Origin of the sequence: Streptomyces ardesiacus, from assembly GCF_003112575.1 — a bacterium.
GTDB classification, from domain to species: domain Bacteria; phylum Actinomycetota; class Actinomycetes; order Streptomycetales; family Streptomycetaceae; genus Streptomyces; species Streptomyces ardesiacus.
This window is the reverse complement of sequence record NZ_BEWC01000003.1, coordinates 270,132-293,521: the sequence shown is the minus strand read 5'-3', so window position 1 is coordinate 293,521 and position 23,390 is coordinate 270,132. Positions and strand designations below refer to the sequence as shown.

Genomic DNA, 23,390 nt, shown 5'->3' with positions numbered 1-23,390 from the left:
CCGTCACAGGGAAGGAGCCGACGCCCCGGGCGGCGTGGCAGCGGGCTCGGGGGACCCGGTAGCGTGAGCCGACGATTCCGAAGGTCCCCCATTCGTAGGAGTCCCGGTGACGCAGAGTGGACAGGGCGAGGAGCCCTCGGCGCGGCAAGCGCGCGAAGGCATCGTGCTGCCCTCGGACGGTGGCGAGCCCCTGCTGCCGGGCCGGACCGACGTGCCCGTCGGTCCGCAGGCCGGTGGTCCGCCCCCGTCGGCGCCGCCCGGTGGCCAGGCCTGGGACCGGCCCTGGGGCCCCGAGCAGCAGCACGCCCCGGCGGGCGGCCAGGGCTGGCCCACGCCGCCCGACGCCCAGCCCTGGGGCGATCCGCAGACCCCCCAGCCGCCCGCGACGCAGGCCTGGCCGCCCGTGCAGGGCGACCCGGGCCAGGTCCCCGGGGCCCTGCCGCCGCAGGCCGGCCCCGGCCCGCTGCCGCCGGAGGGCGCACCGCCCCCGTCGTACGGGGCCCCGGTGGGCGACCAGTCCTACGGCGCGCAGCAGCCGTACGGGCACCAGCATCAGCAGTACCAGCAGCACCAGCAGCACCACCCGGATCATCAGCAGCACCAGCAGCACCAGCAGTACGGCGGGCCGGTCGCGCCCCTTCCGTCGGCGCCGCTCCCCTCCGCGCCCCTGCCGTCCGCCGACGAGGGCGCCACCCAGTACCTGCCGCCGGTCGTGGCGGCCGCCGACGAGGGTGCCACCCAGTACATACCGCACATACCGCCCGCGGGGCCGGGCGCCCTGCCCCCGGAGGCACCCCCCGCGCAGCCGCACGCCGAGCCGACCCCGTACCTCGGCCAGGCACCGCAGTACTCCGCACAGCCGGCGCCCGCCGCCGCGCACCCCGACGCGGAGGCCACGCAGTTCATCGCGCCCGTGCCCGGCGGGCCCGCCGGGGCCCCGTTCGGCGCCGGACCCGGTGCCGACGAGGGCCGTCAGCCGCCCGCCGAGTTCGACAACCTCTTCCGCGGCGCGCCCGGCGCCGACGGCCCCGCCTCGGCCACCCAGCAGATGCCCCGCTTCGACGCCCCCGAGGCGCCGTACCCCGGTGACCGGCCCGGGTACGCCCCGAAGGGGCCGGGCGGTGGCGGCGGCAGGCGGCGCGGGGCCGGAGACGACGGCGGCCGGGGCGGCCGGGGTGGCCGTACACCTACGCGCGTGCCGCTGCTCGCCGCCGTGGGCGTGGGCATCGCCGTCGTCGGCGTGGGCGCCGGCGCGATGATGGCCGGCGGGGGAGAGGACGGGGACAAGGGCGCCAACCAGCCGGTGTCCGCCACGGCCCCCGTCTCCGAGTCCGCGTCCGCCTCGCCCTCGCCGTCCGTCGACCCGGCCGAGCAGCAGGCCGTCGAGCTGGACAAGCTGCTGGCCGAGAGCGGCACCGGGCGCACCACCGTGATCAACGCCGTGGCCGACGTGAAGACCTGCGACAACCTGTCGAAGGCGGCCGCCGACCTGCGCGAGGCCGCCAAGCAGCGCAACGGACTGGTCGAGAGCCTCGGCAAGCTCTCCGTGGACAAGCTGCCCCGGAACACCGAGCTGACCAGCGCGCTCACCAAGGCGTGGCAGGCCTCGGCGTCGGCCGACAACCACTACGCGGCCTGGGCCGACCGGACGGCCGGCAAGAAGGGCTGCAAGAAGGGCAAGGCCACCACCCAGCCGTCGGCGGCCAACCGGGAGAGCGGCACGGCCAGCAAGGAGAAGGCCAAGGCCGCGAAGCTCTGGAACGCCATCGCCAAGAAGTACGGCCTGACCGAACGCCAGCCGACCCAGCTGTGAGCCGGGCCGGACCCGGGGCGCCCGCTAGGCCACGTCCGCGTTCCGCAGGGTCGCGGTGGTGTCCACGGCGCCCTTGCGGGCCGCGACCAGCCGGCCCTCCCGGACGACCTGGAGGGTGACCTCGGCGTTGACCAGGCGCGGGAAGCCGACCGAGGCCAGCTTGTCGGCGAAGGTCCACCGCAGGTCGGGGGTGAGCCCGTCCGTGCCGACCTCCAGGCCGCCGTCGAGGGCCCGCCGGACGGTGTCGGCGCTCACCTCGCCGTCGCCGAGCGACTCGACGACCTGCCGGAAGACGGTGTACGCGATCCAGGTGGTCTGCACCCCGGCGTCCGCCGCGTCCACGTCGTTGTCGCCGAACGCCTCCTCCTTGATCAGCTTCTTCAGCCCGTCCCAGGCCGGGTCGCCCACCGCCGGGTACCAGCCGGTGACGTACGCCCCCTCGTAGGGCCCGGACGCCCCGCCGCTGGCGTTGACCGCCGTCTGGTCGGCGCTGCCGAGCACGGTGGCCGTCCGTACGCCGGGCCGGTCCTCGCGGGCGCGCCGGAAGGAGTCCATGAAGGTGCCGGTGCGGTCCCCGAGGACGGGCACGACGCACCCGGGGCTCCCTCCGCCGGTGCCCTCCCGCGCCAGTGCCTGCGCCGACTGGTCGTCGTACGCGGTGGCGTCCTCCGCCGCCCGCTGGTCGTGGGCCCGCTCGTGTCCGCCCGAGACCAGGCCCGAGTCCAGCAGCGGGGGCAGCTGGTCGCCCGCGATCGTGTCGGGGCGGACCAGCGTGACCGGCCCGCAGGAGTCGGCGAGCGCGCTGCCGAGCCCCGCCAGGAGGGCCGGCTGGCCCCCGTTGACCGGGTACGACAGCGGACTGGTGAACTCCATGTTGGTCAGGCCGTATCCGCCGATGTACGGGATGCGGGCGCCCTCCAGGACGGGGAAGAACGCGTCGGCGTGCTGGCTGTAGGAGCCCACCACGGCGACCACGTTCTCCTTGACGGCACGGCGGGCGCACTTCGCGGCGGCCACGCTGTCGTTGTGGTCGTTGCAGGTCAGGACGTCGACCTTGCGCCCGCCGATCCCGCCCTCGGCGTTGAGCAGGCGGGCGTAGGCCCGGGCGAGCGCGGGCATGCCGGGTTTGTTGGTCGCGCCGGTGTCCTGCGGGGCCCAGGTCATGACGGTGATCGGGCCGTCGCCCCCGGAGCCCCCCGTGGCACCGGGGACGACCCCGCAGCCGGCGGCGAGCGACGCGCACGCCACCAGCGCGCCCGCGGTCAGGGCGCCGGTGCGGGGGGCCCGCAAGCGGTCGCGGGGGCCGCCGGGGAAGGTGCTGCGGGTGGGTCGCCTGCCGGTCATGCACCCGCACGATTCCCTCACACGGCCAACCGGGGAGTGACCCGCGGTCAACGCACGGTGACGCGGAGGTGAATTGCGGGGGCCGGGGGGACGCGGAGGAGGGGAACGTAGGATCGATGACCGTGCAAGGTTCGGAGAACTCTTCCCGTCGCGGCCGTCGCTCCACCACCATGGGCGGCATGCCTCTCAACGACATGCCGTGGTGGCGCTGGCGCAGTCAGGTGCGCTCCGCGCTGCACATGCTCTCCGCCCCCGCCTTCCAGCGGGACGTCTGGCTGGCCGGCGTCGACGGCTACGGAGACGTCACCGACGCGGTGTACCGCCTGGTGGAGGACACCTGGCTGGACCACTGGTCGGCCGAGAAGTACGTGGGCACGGTCTTCCGCGACTCGCAGGAGGCCGCGCTGGTCGACACCGCCGTGCTGCGGGTCCTGCGGATCATGCACCAGGTGGGGCCGGACGCGCCGGTGACCGCGTACCTGGAGCACGCGGACTGGCCGGAGGCGGTGCGGGCGGCGCGCGACGCGCACGTACGGCTGGCCACCAGCGACGGCGAGGACCCGGAGGCACCGCCGCGCACGCTGGAGCTGCTGCGGATCCTGACCCGGTCCGCCTGACGGGACGGCACGCGGACCGCGGGGCCGGATATGGGACCCTGTGCTGCATGAACGCGCAGTCCTCCGCCGCCGTCCCCTCGGCCGACGCCCCGGCCGACCAGTACGTCCTCACCCTGTCCTGCCCCGACAAGCAGGGCATCGTGCACGCCGTGTCGAGCTATCTGTTCATGACCGGCTGCAACATCGAGGACAGCCAGCAGTTCGGGGACCACGACACGGGTCTGTTCTTCATGCGGGTCCACTTCTCGGCCGACGAGCCGGTGACCGTGGACAAGCTGCGTGCCAGTTTCACGGCGATCGGCGACGCCTTCCACATGGACTGGCAGATCCACCGGGCCGACGCGAAGATGCGCGTCGTGCTCATGGTGAGCAGATTCGGGCACTGCCTGAACGACCTGCTCTTCCGGGCGCGGATCGGCGCGCTGCCCGTGGAGATCGCGGCCGTGGTGTCCAACCACACCGACTTCGCCGAGCTGGTGGGGTCCTACGACATCCCCTTCCACCACATCCCCGTGACCAAGGACACCAAGCCGGAGGCCGAGGCCCGGGTCCTGGAGATCGTGCGCGAGGAGAACGTGGAGCTGGTCGTGCTGGCCCGCTACATGCAGGTCCTCTCCGACGACCTGTGCAAGGCGCTCAGCGGCCGGATCATCAACATCCACCACTCCTTCCTGCCGAGCTTCAAGGGCGCGAAGCCGTACCACCAGGCGCACGCGCGGGGCGTGAAGCTGATCGGCGCGACCGCCCACTACGTGACGGCCGACCTCGACGAGGGGCCGATCATCGAGCAGGAGGTCGAGCGCGTCGGCCACGACGTCACCCCGGACCAGCTCGTGGCGGTCGGACGGGACGTGGAGTGCCAGGCGCTGGCGCGGGCCGTGAAGTGGCACGCGGAGCGCAGGATCCTGCTGAACGGCCGCCGCACGGTCGTCTTCGCCTAGTCGTCTTCGCCTAGCCCCGCGGCCTCCGAGAGCATCGTCCGGGCCGCCGACCAGGCCCGGGAGGCCCTGCACCGGCGCCCGCCGCGCCGCCGGAGGACGCCGAGTGAGCCCCGGCCCTACATCCGGCTCAGGCCGGCCGCAGCGAACAGGACGTCCCTGATCGCCTCGCGGTCGCCCACCTGACCGGCCGCCGCCTCCGCCGGGGGCACGTGGCCCGCCGCCAGCCGGCAGAACTCCACGCCGTCCAGGGCGACGTGGGCCACCTCGTGCTCGGGGGAGCCCACGGCGCCGGGCGAGTCCAGCGGGATGAGCCACTCGCCGCCGCCCGAACCCTCGATCTCCAGCCGCAGGCTGCGCCCCGGCCGGCCGGCGGCGACCAGGCGCGGACGGTCGCCGGGCGCGGCCAGCCCGGCCCGGCGGCGGGCCGCGAGGACGCCCGGCAGCATCCGGACCGCGAGGTCGATCATGCCGTTGAGGTGGCGCGCGGACGGCGGGTCGTACGGGTAGTCCACCGCGTCGGCGATGTCCTCCGCGTGCACCCAGCACTCGAACGCCCGGTCCAGCATCGCGTCCCGCAGCGGCAGCTCGAAGTCGCCGTAGGAGACCGGCATGCCGCCCGCGTCGCCGGTGAACGCCACCGTCCGCACGATGCCGTGGCTCTGCTCGCGCCAGGGGGCCCGCACCGCGCGGGTGGGCGGGTAGTGCGAGGCCCGCCAGTACGCCTCCGTGCGGGCGGCCGGCGCCCCGCTGGGCGCCTCGACGTCCCCCAGCGGGTCGTCGAGGCCCAGGGCGGTCGCGACCGTCCCGTCGACGGTGAGCAGGTGCGCGATGACCCCGGCGACGGTGGTGCGGCGGCTCGCGGCGCCGTCGTCCTCGTACCAGCGCAGCCGGACCGGCGCGTGCCACTCGGCGTCCCCGAAGTCCTGGAGCAGGGCGTCCAGGCGCGCGGTCTCGGCGTCGTAGGGCGTGGCCCACTCGGGCACCGGGATGCGGGGCGGGCGCCGTTCCAGGCAGCCGTCGAGGACCCGGGTGCGCAGGGCCGGGTCCAGGTCGAGGCTCTCCGGCCGCTGCAGCAGGGTGACCGCCTCGCGCAGGCGCTGCGCCTCGTCGGCGCAGGCGTCGCACTCCCCGAGGTGCTCCTCGACGGCCGCCGCCTCCTGCGCCGAGCAGGCAGCCAGCGCCCACGCCCCGAGCAGCGAGGTCAGCACCTGGTGCTCCAGCGGGGCCGGTGCCGCAGCGGGCAGCGCCCGCCCGCCGTCCTCCGCGGAGGCTCGGGGCAGCGGTTTACGCGCTCCGGTGCCGGTGCCGGTGCCGGTGCCGGTGCCCGAGTCGCCGTCGGCTCCCCTGGTGCCGGCCCCGTCGTTGCCGTCGTCCTCGTCGTACGCCTTCAAGCCGCACCCCCGTATCCGGGCGGGCCCGGGGCGGTGCCGGCGTCGCGGGCCGTGGCCAGGAGCTGGAGGCCCAGGCGCAGGCGGCGGCGGGCCTCGTCCTCCGTGACGCCGAGGTCGACGGCGGTCTGGCGGTAGTCCCGGCGCTGGAAGTAGGCCAGCTCCAGCGCGGCGCGCAGCGGCGCCGGCATGGACTGGACGATGTAGTCGGCGCGGGCGGCGACCGAGGCGTGCCGCACCTTCGTCTCCAGCTCCTCCGCGGTGCCCGGCCCGCCCCGCGCGAGCGCCGCCGTCTCGGTCGCCCGCAGCCGCTGGACGGCGAACCGGTGGGTGAGCGTGGCGACCCAGGTGCGCAGCGGGCCCTGCCGGGGGTCGTAGGCGTCGGGGTGCTCCCAGACGTGCGCGAAGACGTCGCGCGTGATGTGGTCGGCGGCCCGCTCGTCGTCGAGGACGCGGTGGGCCAGACCGTGCACCAGCGAGGCGAACCGGTCGTACAGCTCACCCAGGGCTGCGGCCTCGCCGCGGGCGAGCCGCTGCTGCATCTTGCGGTCCCAGCGCAGGGGCACGTCCCTCTTCGCCATGCGGTTCCTCCACCCCCTCCTCGGACCGGCCCGCGACCTACGCGTTCCCCGAAATGTAGTCGGCACCTCCGGCCGTGCACGCCCCTTTGCGGCAATGTGCGCCCCCGGCGGGCCGGAGGTGATATGGACCTCCCCTATCCTCTAAAGAGCGACCGAATTCGATCGAACAGGATCGAAAGCGTCTGAAACAAGCCTCTTGCGACCGGTCTCCGTTTCCGCCCCGGCGTTTGCGGGAACGGCCGGTGGGCAGGCGCGCCGCCAGGAAACGTAAGTGAGGCTTCCGTTTCGGGGGGATCCAGGCGTACCGACGGATGAAGGGCATGGTGGTGACGTTCAACGTGACCGGCGGCGAGCGGGGCCGGTGGGCCGTGCTCCAGGTGTCGGGCGAACTGGACCTGGTGACGTCACCGGTGCTGCGGCAGCGCGTGCACGACGAGGTGGCGGAGGGGCGGCACAGCCTCGTCCTGGACCTGTCCGAGGTCCTGTTCTGCGACTCCAGCGGGGTCGGCGTCCTCATCGCCTCCCGGCGGCTCATCCGCTCCTGCCAGGGCAGGCTGCGCCTGATACTGCCCGCCCAGGGCGCCGTCGACGGCTCCCACGTCAACCGGGTCCTCGGCGCGCTGGGCGTGCGCCGGCTCTTCGACTGCCACCCGGACCTCGCCTCGGCGACCGGCGACGAGCCGCGCCCCCTGTCCGCGTAACCCGGGTTACCCGGGTAACCCGGGTAGCCCGTGCAATCCGGGTAGCCCGTGCAGCCCGCGCCGGGGGTGACGACCCCCTGTCCGCGGGCGCCCCGCTCGCGCAGCGCATGTCGTGGATCGTGGCAGAACGGCGTCACGGAGCGTTGATACCGGGTCGTGTCCGTGGTCCGACCCGTTACGGCCCGGAGTCGGTGCCACGCTCCGGTACCTTGGGGGAGATGCGAGTGGTCCCGAGCGCCGGCCGTGCCGGAGCCGCCCCTGCGGCGGTTCCGGAACCGAGGGTGTGCGCCCTGCCCCGCAGGGCGGAACGGCCGTTGGCCGCCGCCTGTTCGACTCCTCGGAACGTGCGTCGCACAGTATGGCGCACGCGTACTCCTTCGCGCTGGAATATGCCCGAAGCGCTTGTTGACGTGACTGTCCGTCAACCATGCTGTTCCACAAGGGATTCACGTTGGGTGATCCCCGCCCCGGCCGTTGTTCTGGCCATGCTGGAAATGGCTACGATCGTGGCCCTCATGAGGCGTGAGCCTTTGTGTCCGCCGGTTCGGATGGTGTGAGCGGTGCAGGTTCTTCAACTGGAGCTGGAGGTCCGTCCAGACCCCTCGGAAGTGGGACGCGCCCGGCGCTGGGCCCGCTCCCGCCTCGCCGGGTCGGGGATACGGGCCGACGAATCACTCGCCGAGACACTGGTCCTGCTCGTCTCCGAGCTCGTCACCAACGCCGTGGTGCACACCGGGCGTTCGGCGGTGCTGCGGCTGGTGCTGCCGGCCGCGGTGGCCGAGGAGGCCAAGGGGACCGTCGTCCGCCTCGAGGTGGACGACGCCAGTGAGCGGGCCCCGGTGCCCCGGTGCCCCGGCGGGGAGGCGACGGGCGGCCGGGGCCTCGCCCTCGTGGACGGCCTCGCCGACCGCTGGGGCTGGAGCCGCGAGGGCACCGGCAAGCGCATCTGGTGCGAGCTGGACCGCGCCCCCGGGGGCGCCCCGCCCGCCTGCGGGAGGGGCGACGGCGCGGTGCCGTACGAGGGGCTCGCCTTCGAAGCCGTATGACGGCCGGGGCACGGCCCCGCGACGGCCGTGCGCCGGGGCGTGCTTCCGTGCGCGTCCTCGGCGAAACGGTGCACAAGTGAGGAACCCCCACGTGCCGGTTGACGGATCGTGACCGTTTCCTCACGCTTGTAGCCACGATTCGCCGCGAGGGGACGACGAGGGCTCGGTGACGGAGGGCCCTCGACGAGTGTGGGTCGTGTCGGCGGCGGTTCCCTCGGGGGCGACGGGAGCCGGGCGGGAGCGCCGGAGTCGGGTGGCGGCGCGCGATGCCGTGCTCGGGGCGGTCAGCGCCGCGCCGCCGGCCGACGAGGACTCATCCTCCACAGGCTGTGGACAACTCCGCGCGGAAGGTCCGCCGGTACCCGGTCGGGGTGACCCCGAGCACCGCCTGCAGATGCTGCCGCATCGACTGGGCCGTGCCGAACCCCGCGTCCCGGGCGACCTGGTCGACCGACAGGGCGGTGGACTCCAGCAGGTGCCGGGCCCGTTCCACCCGCTGCCGGGTGAGCCACTGGCCGGGGCTGACCCCGACCTCCTCGCGGAAGCGGCGGGTGAAGGTGCGGACCGACATCGACTCCTGGGCGGCCATGTCCCGCAACTGGATCGGCTCGTGCAGGCGTCCGAGCGCCCAGGCGCGGGCCCGCGTCGTGGACGACTGCTGCGGATCGGGCACCGGCCGCTCGATGAACTGCGCCTGCCCGCCGTCCCGGTGGGGCGGTACGACGGTGCGGCGGGCCACTTCGTTGGCGACGGCGGTGCCGTGGTCGCGGCGCACGATGTGCACGCACAGGTCGATCCCGGCCGCGACCCCGGCCGAGGTGAGCACGTCCCCGTCGTCCACGAACAGCACGTCGGCGTCGACCCGCACCTTCGGGAACAGCCGCTGGAAGTGCTCGGCCGAGGCCCAGTGCGTGGTCGCCGGGCGGCCGTCCAGGTATCCGGCGGCGGCCAGCACGAAGCCGCCCGTGCAGATCGCGACGAGCCGGGTGCCGGGCCGTACGAAGGCCAGCGCGGCGGCCAGCTCCCCGGTCAGCACGCCCTGGTCGTACACCGGGCCCAGCTCGTAGGAGGCCGGGACGACGACCGTGTCCGCGGTGGCCAGCGCCTCGGGGCCGTTCTCGACCATGATCGCGAAGTCCGCGTCCGTGTCGACGGGGCCCGGCGGCCGGACCGAGCAGGTGATCACCTCGTACAGCGGACGCCGCCGCTCGTCGCGGGCGAGGCCGAAGATGCGCGGCGCGATGCCAAGTTCGAAGGGGAGCAGGCCGTCGAGGGCGAGCACGACGACGCGGTGCGGGCGCGGGGAGGTGTCGGTGCGCTCGGAGGTCATGGCCCGATCCTAGCGAACGCTGTCCTCCGGGCCACTCGCCCGGGCGTCGGCCCCTGCGCAGACTCGACGACGTGACCCAGACAACCGACGCCACCGCAGTGTCCGAGGACCGGCGGGCGCCGGCCCCCCGCCGTCGGCGCGTGCACCGCGCCTGGTGGGTCGCCGGCGTCACCTTCGTGACGATCATCGGGGCCGCCGCCTTCCGCTCCCTGCCCGGCATCCTCATCGACCCGCTCCACCAGGAGTTCGGCTGGTCGCGCGGCACGATCGGCGCCGCCGTCTCCGTCAACCTCGCCCTCTACGGGCTGACCGCGCCCTTCGCCGCCGCGCTGATGGACCGCTTCGGCATCCGGCGGGTCGTCGCCGTCGCCCTGATGGTGATCGCGCTCGGCTCCGGCCTGACCGTGTGGATGAACTCCGCCTGGCAGCTCATCCTGTGCTGGGGCCTGCTGGTCGGCCTCGGCTCCGGCTCGATGGCCCTGGCCTTCGCCGCCACCGTCACCAACCGCTGGTTCACCGAGCGGCGCGGCCTGGTCACCGGCGTCCTCACCGCCGCCTCCGCCTCCGGTCAGCTGATCTTCCTGCCGCTGCTGTCCTGGATCGTCGAGACGTACGACTGGCGCCCGGCGGCCGTCACCGTCGCCCTCGCCGCCCTGGCCGTCGTCCCCTTCGTCTGGCTCCTCCTGCACGACCACCCGGCCGACCTCGGTCAGAAGCCGTACGGCGCCCAGGAGTTCGTGCCCAAGCCCGCCCCCGTCCGGGGCGCCGCCCGCCGCACCCTGACGGTCCTGTTCTCCGCCCTGCGCACCGGCCCCTTCTGGCTCCTGGCCGGCACCTTCGCGATCTGCGGCGCCTCCACCAACGGCCTGATCCAGACCCACTTCGTGCCCGCCGCCCACGACCACGGCATGCCGCTGACGGCCGCCGCCTCGCTGCTCGCCGTCATCGGGGTGTTCGACGTGGCCGGCACGATCGCCTCCGGCTGGTTCACCGACCGCTTCGAGGCGCGCCGCCTGCTGGCCGTGTACTACGCCCTGCGCGGCGTCTCGCTCCTCTTCCTCCCCATGCTGCTCGCGCCGAGCGTCCACCCGCCGATGGTCTTCTTCATCGTCTTCTACGGCCTCGACTGGGTCGCCACCGTCCCGCCGACCCTCGCCCTGTGCCGCGAGCACTACGGCGAGGACAGCGCGATCGTCTTCGGCTGGGTGCTCGCCTCCCACCAGGTGGGCGCCGCCCTCGTCGCCTTCCTCGGCGGCGTGGCCCGCGACCGCTTCGGCTCGTACGACGTGGTGTGGATCGCCTCCGGGGCGCTGTGCGCGGCGGCGGCGCTGATGGCGCTGGTGATCCGGCGGGCGCCGGCCGCGAGGGCGGCACTGTCATGAGCGGGTCGTAGGCTGCGGGGACGGGGCGGGGGAGGGCCGGGACACCCGGTGGCCGGCAGGACGACGCAGGGAACCGCGCGATCGCGCTGTGCGCGGGACAGGCGCCGCTGGTGTGGCCGGCCGGTGGTTCACCATGGTGGCGGGCGGGGACGACTACGGCTACGGGGGCGGCGGCTCACCGGGAACCGGCGCGGTGCGCACGGGAGTTCGCTGCGGCTCTCGCCGGGCGGCCGGGCCGAGCTGACCCGCCTGCCGGCCCACGGCGGCGTCGACGAGGAGGGCGACTTCGCCCTGTGCGACGGAACCGGCACGTGGACCTGCGAACAGGGCGGCGACTTCCCGGACACCGACCGCGACGGCGTCCTCGTGCGCCCCGGCGGCGGGTGCGGCCAGGAGACGTACTGGACGGTCGGCGGCACCGAGCAGGACCCCGAACTCTTCGTGCTCTTCGGCGACCCGGACGCCGGTGACCTGCGCATCCTCACCCGTGACTAGCCCGGCAGCCGCGACACCCTCCCCGCCTGCCTCTTCGCCACCGCCCCCGCGATCCGCCCGGCGTCGATCGCCAGCTCCCGCAGCATCCCGCTGATCGGATTGGTGAACCCGGTGAAGTACAGGCCGGGCGCGCCGGCCGGGGAGCGGCCCCCGTGGGCGACCGGGCGCCCGGTGCCGTCCAGGACGCCGAGGTGGCCCACCAGTCCCTCCAGACCCCGCCGGTACCCCGTGGCCGCGATCACCGCGTCCGGGGCGATGCGGCTGCCGTCGGCGAGGACCGCCTTGCCGTCCTCGAAGGCGTCCACGGCGGCCACGACCTCCACCCGGCCGGCGCGGACCGCGTCGATCAGGCCGACGTCCTGCACCGGGATCGCGCCCTGGGCGGCGCGGGTGAGCAGGCCGGCCTCCGGGCGGGGCAGGCCGTGGGCGGACAGGTCGGGCGTGCTGATCCTGGCCAGCGGGCGGGCCAGCCGGTCGGCGAGCGGGGCCGGCAGGCGCCGGACCAGGACGCCGCTGTACTGCGCGGCCCACCCCGCCGTCGAGCGCCGGACGATGTGCGGCGGCGTGCGCACCGCGAGCCGCACCCGGGCGGCCCCGCCCTCCACCAGGTCGACGGCGATCTCGGCGCCCGTGTTGCCCACCCCGACCACCAGGACGTCCCGGCCGGCGTACGGGGCGGGGGAGCGGTACTCGGCGGCGTGCCGCAACTCGCCGGTGTAGGTGTCCCGGCCCGGCCAGTCCGGGAGCCGCGGGGTGTGGTTGTGGCCGGTCGCCACCACCACCGCGGCGCCGGTCAGCTCCCGCCCCCCGGAGGCGTGCAGCAGCCAGCCGTCCCCGTCACGGGCGCGCTCGACGCGGAAGACCTCCACACCGGTGACGATCTCCAAGTGGTGGTGCTCGGCGTACTTCTCCAGGTAGCGCACCACGTCGTCGCGGGCCACCCAGCGCCCGAAGCGGCGCGGCATCGGCAGGCCGGGCAGCGCCGAGAGACGGCGGGTGGTGTGCAGCCGCAGCCGGTCGTAGTGGCGCCGCCAGGAGGAGCCGACGTGGTCGGCGCGCTCCAGCACCACGGCCCGCAGACCGCGGGCGCGCAGGGCGTGGGCGACGGCGAGACCGCCGGGACCGGCGCCTATGACGTACACGGGGCGGTCCGCGGGATGGGCGGGCCCTTGCGGTGCAGCGGACGCGGTGGAGTCGGCCATGCGGCGAGCGTAATCGCGCCCTCGCTTGATGGGTCTCGGTCAAGACCGGAATCGGTTGCGGATGGGTCACGACCGGTCCCGGTGGGCTTGAATGGCCGGATGGCCGATACACGCGTATACCCACTCGACCCCTCCCGCTCCCGTCCCGGGCTCCGTGGACACGGCCTGTGCCTGCGCGCCTGGGACGCCGGCTCGGACGCCGACGCCGAGGCGTGGCTGCGGGGCCACCTGGACCCCGACTTCCAGCGCTGGAACACGCCGCTCAAGCTGTGGACCGACCTCGCCGGGGCCCGCGAGTCGCTGCGCGGACGGGCCCGGGACGAGGCGGAGGGCAGGTCGGCGTCGTTCCGGATCACGGACGAGGCGAGCGGTACGACGCTGGGGCACATCGGCGTCGGCGAGATCAGCACGCGGATGAAGGTGGCCCGGATCGGCTACTGGGTGCTCCCCGAGGCCCGGGGCCGGGGCGTCGCCACCCGGGCGCTGCTGCTCGCCTCCCGCTGGGCCTACGCGGAACTCGGCCTGCACCGTCTGGAACTGGGCCACGCGCTGGGCCACGACGCCTCCTGCCGGGTCGCCGAACGCGCCGGCTACCGCGCCGAGGGGACCCTGCGCGGGGCGATGTTCGAGGCCGGCCGGCACGACGCGTTCCGGGACGTCCACCTGCACGCCCGCCTGGCGACGGACGAGGAGCCCACGCCGCCCGCCGCGCGGTGAGCGCGGTTCACGGCCACAGCAGCCGGCGGTCCCAGCCCTCCCGCGTCCGCCGGTAGGCCAGCCGTACGTGGCGCCGACGGGCCTCGCCCTGGAAGAACTCCACCTCGTCGGGGCGCAGCCGGTACAGCGTCCAGGACGGGACCGGCGCGTCCGGCTCCCGCTCGGCCCGCTCCCAGGCCGCCTCGGAGGCCCGGGCCAGCTCCTCCGCGGAGCCCAGCTCGGCGCTCTGCCGGCCGGTGAGGGCCGCGGCCAGCGCCCCGGTGGAGCGCGCGTGCAGGTCCTCCCGTGCCTCGTGGGCCGGGGCGACGGCGACCGGGCCGCGCAGCCGCACCTGGCGGCCCAGCACCGGCCAGTAGAAGACGAGCGCCGCGTACGGGCGGGCGGCGAGGTGGCGGCCCTTGCGGCTGTCGGCGTGGGTGGCGAAGGCCCAGCCGTCCGCGTCGGCGCCGTGCAGCATCACGACGCGGACGTCCGGCAGGCCCTCGGCGTCGGCCGTCGCCAGCGACACCGTGTGCGGCTCGCGTTCACCGGCCGCCGCCGCCTCGGCGAACCAGCGGGTGAACAGCTCCAGCGGGTCGCCGGGCGCGGCGTCCGGGTCGAGGGGCGGCAGCTCGGTGACGGCGGGGTCCCACACCCGCAGCGACCTCAGCAGCTCGTGAAGATCGGTTCCCATGCCCCCATGGTCCTGTGCCGCGCTCGTCCGGCGCTCGGTCCGCCCGGCGCTCACACCGAGCCGAGGTCGGAGGAGACCCAGTGCTCGGGCCGCATCCGCAGGAGGACCTGCTCGCCGTGCTCGGCCGAGGCGAAGGCGACGTAGCCCTCGACCTTCTCGGCCGGGAGGTAGCGCGCGGACATCTCCCGCAGGTGCCTCTCGGTCCCGGTGACCGTCTCGACGACCGGTCCCTCCACCGACACGTAGCGGATGGTGGGCTCCAGCCGGTCGACCATCAGGGAGAACCGGCCCGCCCTGGAGATCAGTTCGTTCTTGCGGCTGTCGCGGCCGGTCAGGACCCACACCGTGCCGCCGGGCTCGTACTGGTACCAGATCGGCACGGTCAGCGGGGCGCGGCCCGCTCCCGCGTCGACCGCGAGCGCGGCGATGTGCGGCTCGGCCAGGAACGTCTCACGCTCTTCGCGGGTCAGGGCCACGACGGTCTCCTCCAGCGGATGCGGGTACGGGTGCTGCTCTCAACGACGGCCGGACGGGCTGCTGTTCCCGTCCGGGGCCACCGGTGGCCGAACTGCGAGGCGCTGGACACGGTGCCGGCGCGGCCGGAGGGCCGGGGCACGGTCGCCGAGTTCGGGCGGGCGGCCGGCGGGGCGGCGAAGGGGGCCGCGGGTGCGGCGGAATGCCGGAGTGCGAGGGCGGCGACGCGGCGGAACGGAGATGACAGGCTGCCGCGCGGTTCCTACTTGGAGGGCTTCTTGCCGGTGATGCCGAGATACGTCAACAGAGCGAGATGCGGCTTGAGTTCGGCCTGTTTCACGCCCCAGGAGGAGAACGACTTCTGGTGCGAGGCGGCCGCGGCGAGCATGACGACGAGTGACCCGGCGATCGCCGCGGGGTTCACGTCCTTGTCGACCTTGCCCTTTGCCTGGAGATCCGCGACGGAATCCGTGAGGGAGGAATTCACCGAATTCAGGATCTTCATGCGGATTTTGGCGAACCGCTTGTCGCCCTCCGCCGCACCGAGATCCACAACGCGCAGAATCGCGTCGTTCTTCCGCCAGAACTCCAGGAATCCGTCGACGAGTTCCTGTGCCGTCTGCCAGCCCGCCTTGCCGACCCACGAGCGGCCCGCGGTCAGCTCGCCGAGCGAGGAACTCTCCGCGGCCATGCGTTCGGCGATCTCCAGGACGGCGCCTTCGACGTCCGGAAAGTACTGGTAGAAGGTCGCGGGCGAGGTGCCCGCCCGGCGGGCGACATCGATGACTTTGACATCGCGATAGGGGGAGGAGCTGAGCATTTCGCTGAGGCAGTCGAGCAGTTTCTGCCGGGTCGCCTGCCCACGTCGGCCGGCCACGCGGCCGTCGACGGTACGCACTTGTCCTGTCATGCCGTCAGCTTACCGACGGGCGATCCGAGCGCGATTCGGCCGACTGCAAATGGGGTGCGGGAGCGAAGGAAGGCGGGTGCGCCCGGTCTGCGGGGCGCGGTCGGCACGGTTACTTTGACGGCATGGCCGAAAACGGGGCATTCGAGAAGAGGACGTCTCAGTCGTCGGATTCGGCGGACGGCGCGCCCGCCCGCCGGGAGGGCGACCCCTGCTGGGTGGACGCACAGCTCTCCGACGTCGAGGCGGGCAAGCGTTTCTACGGCGAGCTGTTCGGCTGGACCTTCCAGGACCCGGAGGAGCCGGAGGCGGAGGGGGAGTCCGTACGGGCGTGCCTGGACGGCGAGCCGGTCGCCGCGCTGGTCCGCAAGACGGACGGCCGGATGCCCACCGTGTGGTCCGTGTACTTCCACACCCCGGACGCCGCCGCCCTGGCCGCGCGGATCCGGGCGGGCGGCGGGCAGCTCGTCACCCCGCCCCATCCGGTCGGCGGCCTGGGCACCGCCGCCCTCGCCGCCGACCCCGACGGCGCGGTCTTCGGGCTCTGGCAGCCGGGCCGCCGTACCGGCTTCGCACGCCGGCGCGCACCGGGCGCCTTCGCCTGGGCCGAGCTGTACACCCGGGACACCGAGGCCGCCAACGCCTTCTACGGCGACCTCTTCCGCGACGCGCTCTTCGGCCCGGACGCCTCCCCCGACTTCGGGCGCGCCCGGGTCTCGGACGTCTTCCCCGCCGAGATGCCGCCGCACTTCCTCGTCCACTTCCGGGTCGAGGACGTGGCCGCCGGAATCGCGGCGGTGGCCCGGCTCGGCGGACGGGTGCGCGTCCCGCCCTTCGAGACGTCGTACGGGCGGGTGGCCGTGGTCTCCGACGGGCAGGGGGCGTCCTTCGCGCTGCTGCAGCGCTGACGGGGCCGGAGCGGCGCGGACGGCGGGTGTCGCGACCCCCACCGTTTGCCCGTAATCGGGCAGGACACCCCGATTGTCGCCAGGTTCGCCACCAGCGCTTCGGACAGGAAGAATCGGGGTGCGTGGCGCCACGGAGGTGCGGTGGTGAGACGCTGCACTTCGGTCGCGCACATATGTGGGTGGCGCGGCCCGTACGGGGAGGTGGCAGGCAAGTGGTGGATCAGCTGACGCAGCACGATCCGCGGCGGATCGGGCCGTTCGAGGTGCTGGGGCGGCTGGGCGCCGGCGGCATGGGGCTGGTCTATCTCGCGCGCTCGGCGTCCGGGCGGCGCGTGGCGATCAAGACGGTGCGCACGGAACTGGCCGAGGACCAGCTCTTCCGGGTCCGCTTCACCCGCGAGGTGGAGGCGGCCCGCGCGGTCTCCGGCTTCTACACGGCGGCCGTGGTCGACGCCGACCCGCGCGCCGCGGTGCCCTGGCTGGCCACGGCCTACGTGCCCGCACCCTCCCTCGAGGAGATAGTGAACGAGTGCGGGCCGCTGCCGGCCCAGGCGGTGCGCTGGCTGGCGGCGGGCGTCGCGGAGGCCCTCCAGTCGATCCACGGCGCGGGCCTGGTCCACCGCGACCTGAAGCCCTCCAACGTCCTCGTCGTCGAGGACGGCCCCCGCGTGATCGACTTCGGTATCGCATCCGGTGTCTCGAACACCCGTCTGACCATGACGAACGTCGCTGTCGGCACCCCCGCCTACATGTCCCCGGAGCAGGCGAAGGACTCCCGCAGCGTCACCGGCGCCAGCGACGTGTTCTCGCTCGGCTCCATGCTGGTCTTCGCGGCCACCGGGCACCCGCCCTTCCACGGCGCCAACCCGGTCGAGACGGTCTTCATGCTGCTGCGCGAGGGTCCCGACCTGGAGGGCCTGCCCGACGAGCTGCGCCCGCTCATCGAGTCCTGCATGCAGATGGAGGCCACCGCCCGCCCCAACCCGGCCGACCTCCAGGCCCAGCTCGCCCCGCACCTCTTCGGCTCCGGGTCCGACGACAGCGGTACGGCCTCGGCGTGGCTGCCCGAGCGGGCCGTGAGCCTGATCGAGGGCCGCCGGGGCGGCCGTCCCGCGGTCAGACCCGCCACCACGGGCGGCGGCCGCGGCGGCGGGCCGTCCGGCGCCCGGGCCCCCGTCCAGGCACCCCCGCTGCCGCCCCCGCCCGCGCACGATCCCGTCGTACCGGCGCCGCCCGCGCACGGCCCGGCCGTGCCCGCCCCCGACGGCGGGCCGGTCCGGCTGCCCGGCGCGCCGGTGCCCATCGGCCCCGGGCCGCGCGTCGCCGACATGCGCGCCGCCGCCGTCGCCGCGCCCCCGCCGGAGTCCGCCCTCGCCGCGTCCTGGTCCCGCCCGCGCCCCGGCGTCAACGGTGCCGAGCCCGCCGTACCGGCCCCGGCGCCCGCGCCGGCCCCCTCCCCGGAGGCCTCGCCGGCCGGATGGCGGCCCTGGCGGTTCCGCATGTCCAACGACGTCTGGGGCACGCCCCGGGTCGCCGAGGAACTGGTCTACGTCACCTCCTTCGAGGTGCACGCCCTGGACGTGGGCACCGGACGGCGCCGGTTCAAGACCCGGGACGTCGCCTGGTCGATGGCGGTCGCGGACGGCCGCGTGCACGCCTCCGACGGGCCCACCCTCTTCGCCCTCGACGCCCGCGAGGGCGCCGACCTGTGGCGCGTGCAGACGGACGCCTGGGTGTACTCGCTGCAGGCCGACCGCGGCACCGTCCTCACCGCCACGCGCGGCGGCGGCGTCCAGGCCTGGGAGGCCTCGGCCGGCCAGAAGCTGTGGGAGATCACCGGCGCCCAGACCGACTTCGAGTCCCCCGAGGCCGGGGCCGCCCTCCACGACGGCACGGCGTACGTCTGGCAGGACGCCCGCCTGCGCGCCCTGGACGCCCGCACCGGCGACGAGAGATGGTCGTACCCGATCGGCGACGCGGCCTCCTGCGGCGGGGTCCCGGTCCGCCTCACCCAGGCGCCCGACGGCTACGTCTACGTCGCGGCCGGCACCCGGGTCCTGGCCCTGGAGGTCGCCTCGGGCCACGTCCGCTGGCACTTCGAGGCCCCGGCGGTCTTCCTGGCCCCGCCCGCCTTCGTGCCGGGCCCGGCTGTCACCGGCGGCGGCGTCTACCTCGCGGACTACCTGGGCACCGTCTACGCCCTCGACGCCACCGACGGCCGCGACCGCTGGCGGATCGCGACCGAGGCCCGCTCCTCGACCGACCCGGTCCTGGTCGCCGCCGGCCACGTCCACGTGGGCAGCGGCAAGGGCCTGTACACGCTGGACGCGGTCACCGGCACCCCCAAGTGGCGCTTCCAGGCGGGCGGCGACATCGTGGGCGCCCCCGCGGTCGCCGAGGGCCGCATCCACTTCGGCTCGACGGACCACCTGCTCTACACGCTGAAGGCCGACGACGGCCGCCTGCGCTGGAAGCTCGCCACCGGCGGCGAGATCACCGGTTCCCCGGTCGTCCGCGACGGCATCGTGTACGCGTGCAGCAAGGACCGCTGCGTGTACGCGCTGGACGCGGAGAAGGGCACGGGGACGGCCCGTACGACGTGAGGGGCCGTGCCCGAGCGGTGACGTGTCCGTGACATGCGGGCCCTAGCGTGATCGTCATGACGACACGGGGGCGCGCACTCAGGTACACGGCGATCTCGGCACTGGTGGTCCTCAGCCTGACCGGCTTCTCGACCGGCCGCCACGGCCACGGTCACGGGGGCGACGGGGGCGGCGGCTGCAGCAGTTCCGGCCAGGACCACGACACGTCGTCGTCCACGTCGGGCGGCGGCGACGCCTACAAGGACGACGACGACACCTACGGCGGCGGAGGCAGCGGCTACCACGACCACGACGACGACACCCACGACGACGGCACGGGGGGCACCGGCGGCACCGACGCCGTCGAGGCCGCCACCGTGACCCTCGTCAGCTGTGCCGGGGAGGGCGAGCCGTGGGCCACCGTCGAGGTCACCAACCCGAACGCCGGCGAGTACACGTTCCCCGTCACGGTCCTCTTCAAGGACGCGAACGGCACGACACTCACCGAAGGCTCCGAGGAGGTCACCGTCCCGGCGGAGGGGGTGACCGCGGTCCGCGTCCCCTACGACGGCTCGGCCGACCCGGACCACTGCGAACTGGAGCATTCCGTGACGGCTCCGCTGTGACCTCGGCGGACACCGGCCCGCGCATCGACGCCCGGCTGGTCGGGCGGCTGGTCGACGCCAGTTCCCGCAGTGGTCCGCCCTCGCGCTGAGCGGGGGCGCGGCTGGGCCCTGGCCAGCGGCCCGAACGCCCACGTCGCGTACGCCGCCGCCGACCCCCGGGGCGCCGCGCAGACCACCCGGCAGATCACCCAGGCACTCCTCGGCCGACGCCGGACACACGTGGGCCGCGGCGGCTCCCCTCCGCGCCGCCGCGGCCCGTCCCCGTGCGGAGGAAGGTCTACTTGCCGTCGCCGTCCCGGTCCAGGGCGGGCGGGGCCGGCATGTGGTTGTCCATCGTGGTGATCGTGTCCTTCGCCGGCTCGCTCGGCATGTGGTTGTCGAGCGTCGTGACGGGCTCCTCCGTCGCCGGCGGCGCGGGCATGTGGTTGTCCTGCGGTGTGGCGTCCGCGTCCTTCATCTTGTCGCTCATGGACTTCGCTCCTCATGGGTCGTGACGAGGTAGCAACGCCCGTCCGACGGCTCCCCCGTGGGCCGCCGGACGGGCGTGCGGAGCCGCACACTAACGGGTGGGCTCGGTTCGTCATCCGTCTGCCCCCCGACGCGACGGTCTGACGGAGATGACAGTGCCAGGCGCGGATAAACGAACGCTGAACGCCCCCGGCCGCGCCGGACCGGGACCCGGGTCAGCGCGCCGCGGTGCGGGCCAGCAGCGCGCGTACCTCGCCGGCCTCCTGGGCGTCGTGCTGCTCGTAGAGGCTCAGCGCCTCGCGCCAGCACGCTCGCGCGCGGTCCGCCTGGCCCAGGGCCGACAGGGCCCGCCCCAGCAGGGCCAGGACGCTGCCGCGCATCCGGTCGCCCCCGATGCACCCGAGGGCGAGCGCCTGCTCGGCGTACTGGGCCGCGGCCGAGGGACGTCCGGCGTCCAGGTGCACCTCGGCGAGGCGGAAGTTGGTGGCCCCCTGCCACAGGCGCTGCCGGTGGTCGCCGAAGATGTCCAGCGCCTCGGCGAACTCGCCCAGCGCCTCCTCGTGGCGGCCCGCCCGGGTCAGCGCGACCCCCACGGCGAAGTGCCCGTTGGCCAGGCGCATGGTCCGGCCCAGCTCCGCGTAGACCGCGAGCCCCTGCCGGGCGATGTCCACGGCCGCCGCGACGTTGCCCATGCCGAGCTGGGCGCGGGAGAGGTTCGACAGCGCGGACGCCTCGCCCGCACGGTTGTCCGTCGTCCTGAAGCCCGTGATGGCCCGGTCGAAGAAGTCCTTGCCCTCGGCGAAGCGGCGCTGGTGCAGCCGGACCAGGCCCCGGTTGTTGGCCACCCAGCTCACGGCGGCCGAGTCGCCCACCGAACCGGCCAGCCGCATGGCCAGCCGCGCCTCCTCCTCCGCGTCCCGGATGCGGCCGGACACCAGGAGCACGTCGCTGAGGACGGTGCGGGCCCGGCCCTCGGCGCGGGTGTCCGCCGCGGCGGCGGTGGCCTCGCACATCGCCCTGGCCGTCGTCTCGTACTGGTGGGAGTTGGCCCCGGACTCCGTCAGGTCCTTGGCCGCCCACAGCAGGTCCACCGCCCGCCGCAGCCTCGACGTCCCGGCGGACTGCCGCACGCACGCCAGCAACGGGGCCGCCTCGGTGTACAGCCAGTCCAGCGCCGCCGAGCCCTCGGTGAACGCCAGCCCCGGGTACTCCGTCGGCTCCAGACCGTCCACCAGCCGGTCCCCGGGCCGCTCGATCGCGTACACCTGCGCCGCCGTGGCCAGGTAGAAGTCCAGCAGCCGCGACAGCGCCGCCGCCCGCTCGCCCGGGGGCTGCTCGTCGCGTTCCGCGCAGGCACGCGCGTAGAGGCGGACCAGGTCGTGGAAGCGGTAGCGGCCCGGCGCCGCCGATTCGAGCAGCGACGTGTCCACCAGGCACTCCAGGAGGTCCTCCGTGTCCTGCGCCGGGAGGTCCAGGACCGCCGCCGCGGCCGCGAGGGAGATGTCCGGGCCGTCGGCCAGGCCCAGCAGCCGGAAGGCACGGGCCTGGGCCGGTTCGAGCTGGCCGTAGCCCAGTTCGAAGGTGGCCTCGACCGCCAGGTCACCGGCCTGCAGCTCGTCCAGCCGGCGCCGCTCGTCGGCGAGCTTCGCGGCCAGCACCGACACGGTCCACGTACGGCGGGCCGCCAGCCGGGACGCGGCGATGCGGATCGCCAGCGGCAGGAAGCCGCACGCGCCGACCACGTCGAGCGCCGCCTCCCGCTCCGAGGCGACCCGCTCCTCGCCCACGATCCTCGTGAAGAGGGCCAGCGCCTCCTCGGGCGCCATCACGTCCAGGTCGACCAGGTGCGCCCCGGCCAGGTCCACCATCCGCACCCGCGCCGTCACCAGCGCGGCGCAGCCCTCCGTGCCCGGCAGCAGGGGCCGCACCTGCGCGGCGTCGCGGGCGTTGTCGAGGAGGACGAGGACACGGCGGCCGTCCAGGACCGAGCGGTACAGGGCGGCCCGCTCCTCCAGCGAGTCGGGGACGGCCGAGTCGGCGGTGCCCAGGGCGCGCAGGAAGGAGCCCAGCACCGTCTCCGGCTCGGCGGGCCGCGCTCCGGCGCCCTGGAGGTCGACGTAGAGCTGCCCGTCGGGGAAGGCGGCCCGCGCCTGGTGGGCGACGTGCACCGCGAGGGTGGTCTTGCCGACGCCGCCGATGCCGGCCAGGGCGGAGACGGCCATCACGCGGCCCGTCGCCGCGCCCTCGGACGCCGAGGACAGGACGTCGCTCAGCTCGCGGACGAAGGACGCGCGTCCGGTGAAGTCGGGGACGGAGGCCGGAAGCTGCGCCGGGCGCACCCTGGGCGTCACGGTCTGCTCGGCCGGTGCCGGGGGCTCGGCCAGCTCCGGGTCGGCCCGCAGGACGCGCTGCTGGAGTTCCTGGAGGCCGGGGCGGGGGTCGACGCCCAGCTCGTCGGCGAGCAGGCGGCGCGTGTCCGCGTAGACGGCGAGGGCCTCCGCCTGGCGGCCGCTGCGGTACAGGGCGAGCATCAGCAGCTCGCGCAGGCGTTCCCGCAGCGGGTGGGCCGCCGTGAGCGCCGTCAACTCCGAGACGGACTCGGCGTGGCAGCCCTGTTCGAGGTCCATGTCGAGGCGCGTCTCCAGGAGTTGGAGCCGCCATTCGCCCAGGCGGGCGCGCTGCGTGCCGGCGTACGGCCCCGGCACGCCGGCCAGTGCCTCGCCGTCCCACAGGGCCAGCGCGCGGCGCAGCAGGTCACGGGCGTGGCACAGGTCCCCGGAGCTCCTGGCCTTCTCGGCCTCGGCGGCCAGGTCCTGGGCCCGCGCCAGGTCCAACGCCCCCTCGGCCAGGCCCCGTACGGCGTACCCGCCCGACTCGCTGGCCAGCACGCCGGGATCGAGGACCTTGCGCAGCCGGGACGCGTACGTCCGTACCGCCGCCAGGGCCTGCGAGGGCGGCCGGTCGCCCCACAGGGCGTCGATCAGCTCGGCCGCGGTCGCCGTACGGCCCTCGCGCAGCAACAGGGCGGCCAGAAGGGCGCGTTGCTGGGGCGAGCCGGTGGCCAGCGCCTCCTCGCCCCGCCAGGCGCGCACCGGCCCGAGCACGCCGAAGCGAAGCGCGGCCGACCCGTCCGGTTCCGCCGGGTGTCCGGGACGCCGCTGCTGCGGAACCCGCGGTCCACCGTCCATGCCGTCC

General features: G+C 74.8%; 21 protein-coding genes and 1 pseudogene. 12 read left to right on the top strand and 10 right to left on the bottom strand.

The annotated features are described in order from the left end of the window. Window positions 1-106 precede the first annotated feature (106 nt). Complete coding sequence (locus tag Sdi02f_RS14195) at window positions 107-1,813, top strand: hypothetical protein (RefSeq protein WP_167458171.1); 1,707 nt, start codon at window positions 107-109, stop codon at window positions 1,811-1,813. Between the two features lie 24 nt (window positions 1,814-1,837). Here Sdi02f_RS14195 and Sdi02f_RS14190 read toward each other — a convergent pair whose 3' ends face one another. Then, the gene (locus tag Sdi02f_RS14190) at window positions 1,838-3,157 is read right to left on the bottom strand and encodes an ABC transporter substrate-binding protein (RefSeq protein WP_108933354.1); all 1,320 of its coding nucleotides are present in this window, start codon (window positions 3,155-3,157) and stop codon (window positions 1,838-1,840) included. A gap of 116 nt (window positions 3,158-3,273) precedes the next feature. Here Sdi02f_RS14190 and Sdi02f_RS14185 point away from each other — a divergent pair, with 116 nt between their 5' ends. Beyond that, the gene (locus tag Sdi02f_RS14185) at window positions 3,274-3,774 is read left to right on the top strand and encodes an SCO4402 family protein (protein ID WP_030399307.1); all 501 of its coding nucleotides are present in this window, start codon (window positions 3,274-3,276) and stop codon (window positions 3,772-3,774) included. Window positions 3,775-3,821: 47 nt separating this feature from the next. Then, window positions 3,822-4,715 carry a formyltetrahydrofolate deformylase gene (gene purU / locus Sdi02f_RS14180; protein WP_030399306.1) on the top strand — a complete coding sequence of 298 codons (894 nt, stop codon included), beginning with the start codon at window positions 3,822-3,824 and terminating at the stop codon, window positions 4,713-4,715. 116 nt (window positions 4,716-4,831) lie between these two features. Here the strand turns inward: purU and Sdi02f_RS14175 are convergent, their stop codons facing one another. Next, a complete protein-coding gene (locus Sdi02f_RS14175) occupies window positions 4,832-6,106 on the bottom strand; it encodes a zf-HC2 domain-containing protein (protein WP_108933353.1) in 1,275 nt (424 codons plus the stop codon). Continuing rightward, the gene (locus Sdi02f_RS14170) at window positions 6,103-6,684 is read right to left on the bottom strand and encodes a sigma-70 family RNA polymerase sigma factor (RefSeq protein ID WP_030399305.1); all 582 of its coding nucleotides are present in this window, start codon (window positions 6,682-6,684) and stop codon (window positions 6,103-6,105) included. Before Sdi02f_RS14170 ends, Sdi02f_RS14175 begins: the two co-directional genes overlap by 4 nt. 320 nt (window positions 6,685-7,004) lie before the next feature. Here Sdi02f_RS14170 and Sdi02f_RS14165 point away from each other — a divergent pair, with 320 nt between their 5' ends. Both Sdi02f_RS14165 and Sdi02f_RS14155 read left to right on the top strand, forming a co-directional pair. Then, on the top strand, window positions 7,005-7,385 hold the full coding sequence (locus Sdi02f_RS14165) for an STAS domain-containing protein (RefSeq protein ID WP_007388697.1): 381 nt from the start codon (window positions 7,005-7,007) through the stop codon (window positions 7,383-7,385). Window positions 7,386-7,960: 575 nt separating this feature from the next. Then, a complete protein-coding gene (locus Sdi02f_RS14155; protein WP_030399304.1) occupies window positions 7,961-8,431 on the top strand; it encodes an ATP-binding protein in 471 nt (156 codons plus the stop codon). A 313-nt stretch (window positions 8,432-8,744) separates the two neighbouring features. Here Sdi02f_RS14155 and Sdi02f_RS14150 read toward each other — a convergent pair whose 3' ends face one another. Then, entirely contained in the window at window positions 8,745-9,761 is a 1,017-nt protein-coding gene (locus Sdi02f_RS14150; RefSeq protein WP_030399303.1) for a GlxA family transcriptional regulator, read from the bottom strand. Window positions 9,762-9,832: 71 nt separating this feature from the next. Between Sdi02f_RS14150 and Sdi02f_RS14145 the strand changes: the two genes are divergently transcribed. Then, the gene (locus tag Sdi02f_RS14145; protein ID WP_053664369.1) at window positions 9,833-11,143 is read left to right on the top strand and encodes an MFS transporter; all 1,311 of its coding nucleotides are present in this window, start codon (window positions 9,833-9,835) and stop codon (window positions 11,141-11,143) included. Window positions 11,144-11,266: 123 nt separating this feature from the next. Further along, window positions 11,267-11,638, top strand: a complete 372-nt coding sequence (locus Sdi02f_RS14140) for a hypothetical protein (protein WP_108933352.1) — start codon at window positions 11,267-11,269, stop codon at window positions 11,636-11,638. Here the strand turns inward: Sdi02f_RS14140 and Sdi02f_RS14135 are convergent. Continuing rightward, complete coding sequence (locus Sdi02f_RS14135) at window positions 11,635-12,840, bottom strand: flavin-containing monooxygenase (protein WP_108933351.1); 1,206 nt, start codon at window positions 12,838-12,840, stop codon at window positions 11,635-11,637. The two genes, Sdi02f_RS14140 and Sdi02f_RS14135, sit on opposite strands and share 4 nt — an antisense overlap. A gap of 99 nt (window positions 12,841-12,939) precedes the next feature. Here Sdi02f_RS14135 and Sdi02f_RS14130 point away from each other — a divergent pair, with 99 nt between their 5' ends. Next, the gene (locus tag Sdi02f_RS14130) at window positions 12,940-13,557 is read left to right on the top strand and encodes a GNAT family N-acetyltransferase (protein ID WP_031083524.1); all 618 of its coding nucleotides are present in this window, start codon (window positions 12,940-12,942) and stop codon (window positions 13,555-13,557) included. Between the two features lie 7 nt (window positions 13,558-13,564). On the opposite strand, the gene Sdi02f_RS14125 is transcribed toward Sdi02f_RS14130, so the two are convergent. The 3 genes from Sdi02f_RS14125 to Sdi02f_RS14115 all read right to left on the bottom strand — a co-directional run bounded on the left by Sdi02f_RS14125 (window position 13,565) and on the right by Sdi02f_RS14115 (window position 15,614). Next, entirely contained in the window at window positions 13,565-14,230 is a 666-nt protein-coding gene (locus Sdi02f_RS14125) for a pyridoxine/pyridoxamine 5'-phosphate oxidase (protein ID WP_030399298.1), read from the bottom strand. Between the two features lie 50 nt (window positions 14,231-14,280). After that, window positions 14,281-14,706 carry a pyridoxamine 5'-phosphate oxidase family protein gene (locus Sdi02f_RS14120; RefSeq protein WP_053637619.1) on the bottom strand — a complete coding sequence of 142 codons (426 nt, stop codon included), beginning with the start codon at window positions 14,704-14,706 and terminating at the stop codon, window positions 14,281-14,283. A gap of 260 nt (window positions 14,707-14,966) precedes the next feature. Beyond that, a complete protein-coding gene (locus Sdi02f_RS14115; RefSeq protein WP_063788264.1) occupies window positions 14,967-15,614 on the bottom strand; it encodes a TetR/AcrR family transcriptional regulator in 648 nt (215 codons plus the stop codon). Between the two features lie 122 nt (window positions 15,615-15,736). Here Sdi02f_RS14115 and kbpA point away from each other — a divergent pair, with 122 nt between their 5' ends. The 4 genes and pseudogenes from kbpA to Sdi02f_RS36390 form a co-directional block, all read left to right on the top strand. Next, complete coding sequence (kbpA, locus tag Sdi02f_RS14110) at window positions 15,737-16,519, top strand: AfsK-binding protein KbpA (RefSeq protein ID WP_063788263.1); 783 nt, start codon at window positions 15,737-15,739, stop codon at window positions 16,517-16,519. Window positions 16,520-16,731: 212 nt separating this feature from the next. Further along, on the top strand, window positions 16,732-19,122 hold the full coding sequence (afsK, locus tag Sdi02f_RS14105; RefSeq protein ID WP_030399294.1) for a protein serine/threonine kinase AfsK: 2,391 nt from the start codon (window positions 16,732-16,734) through the stop codon (window positions 19,120-19,122). Window positions 19,123-19,178: 56 nt separating this feature from the next. After that, complete coding sequence (locus Sdi02f_RS14100; protein WP_108933426.1) at window positions 19,179-19,727, top strand: hypothetical protein; 549 nt, start codon at window positions 19,179-19,181, stop codon at window positions 19,725-19,727. A gap of 90 nt (window positions 19,728-19,817) precedes the next feature. Further along, a pseudogene (locus Sdi02f_RS36390) lies at window positions 19,818-19,931 on the top strand (phosphotransferase); the annotation flags it as partial. A gap of 73 nt (window positions 19,932-20,004) precedes the next feature. Here Sdi02f_RS36390 and afsS read toward each other — a convergent pair. Both afsS and afsR read right to left on the bottom strand, forming a co-directional pair. Further along, the gene (gene afsS / locus Sdi02f_RS14090) at window positions 20,005-20,196 is read right to left on the bottom strand and encodes a regulatory protein AfsS (protein WP_030399292.1); all 192 of its coding nucleotides are present in this window, start codon (window positions 20,194-20,196) and stop codon (window positions 20,005-20,007) included. A 214-nt stretch (window positions 20,197-20,410) separates the two neighbouring features. Next, window positions 20,411-23,383 carry an SARP-family global regulator AfsR gene (gene afsR, locus Sdi02f_RS14085; RefSeq protein ID WP_108933350.1) on the bottom strand — a complete coding sequence of 991 codons (2,973 nt, stop codon included), beginning with the start codon at window positions 23,381-23,383 and terminating at the stop codon, window positions 20,411-20,413. Between the last annotated feature and the right edge of the window lie 7 nt (window positions 23,384-23,390).